The sequence below is a fragment of the Oleiphilus sp. HI0080 genome, from assembly GCF_001635135.1.
Genome location: NZ_LWFU01000928.1, coordinates 1 through 1,218, shown reverse-complemented (window position 1 = coordinate 1,218; position 1,218 = coordinate 1). Strand labels below are relative to the sequence as shown.

Here is a 1,218-nt window from a genome sequence, read left to right as displayed (position 1 = left end):
CCATACCAAATAGCAAGTTCTTAAGCGATGTAGTGACAAGCGGGAACTTCGGCGAGTTGGATATGCAAATCAACATTCCTTTTTATATCGGTCTTGATCAAGACATTCTTCTCGCGCGCGATATCATCCAAGAAGCGGCTGCTTCAAGCCGCTACATTCATCTACCTAAGCCGATCGTTGTATTAGTAAAACAGCACATTGAAGACACCTACTTCGCCCTGCAGTTGACCCTTAAAGCCTACGTGCTAGATACGCAATACGAGAAGTTATTTGAGACAGATGTCACTCTAAGAGTAATGAGCGAGTTCAAAAAGCAAGGAATTTTGCCGCCGGTCATTCGCAATTCGGTGTTGATGAGTCAAGCGGCTGTAAAAACAGAGCCGACGTAAGTATCACAATGATTGGCACCTCGGTCTCACGTGCCAATCATACGCAGAGCCATGACACTTCATCTGGCTAGTCGAATAGATGTTAGGTCTTGATACGCTCGACGTCGCTGAAAACGCCTTTCTATGCAAATAGCATGGCATACCAACTCATCATAAACTCTTAGTTCACACCTTACTCGAACCCTTCACTTTTTCTCTAAGAGATTGCATCATCACGTAGAATGCCGGAATCAACAGTGTACCCACAACCGTCGCCACCGACATACCTCCAAATACGGTATAGCCAATAGAGTGGCGACTTGCAGCACCTGCGCCCACCGCAAAGATAAGCGGCAGAATACCCAAAACAAAAGACAAAGCCGTCATTAGTACGGCTCTAAATCGCATTCGCGCTGCGGTTTCTGCCGACTCAATAATGCTCTGCCCTGCCTTCTCGCGCTGCTCCTTAGCAAACTCAACAATCAGAATCGCATTCTTGGTCGCGAGACCAATCAACAACACCAGTCCGACTTGAGCGTACAAGTCGAGAGGGTTATTGATCGCAAGCAGCATCACGCCTGCCCCTAAGATGGCGATAGGCACCGAGAAAATAACGGAAATAGGAATACTCCAGCTCTCGTACTGAGCAACAAGGAACAAGTAAACGAATATAATCGCCAAACTAAACAGCAAGGGCGCCAAATTACCTGCCAGAATTTGCTGATACGCCATACCCGTCCATTGCGCTTCGTAGCCATCAGGCAAGCTCGTCTTGGCCACTTCGACAGCCGCCGCCATTGCGTCTCCCGAGCTCACACCAGGGGCGGGAATAATATTCACGGTGACGGAG

The 1,218-nt window shown here is 48.3% G+C and carries 1 protein-coding gene and 1 pseudogene; one reads left to right on the top strand and one right to left on the bottom strand.

The genetic code is table 11. The features are described from left to right. Nucleotides 1-389: pseudogene (locus A3751_RS18145) on the top strand (mechanosensitive ion channel domain-containing protein); the annotation flags it as partial. Between the two features lie 165 nt (nt 390-554). On the opposite strand, the gene A3751_RS18140 reads toward A3751_RS18145, so the two are convergent. Beyond that, nucleotides 555-1,218, bottom strand: a 664-nt coding sequence (locus tag A3751_RS18140; protein WP_197466482.1) for an efflux RND transporter permease subunit, incomplete at its 5' end; no start/stop codon positions are given.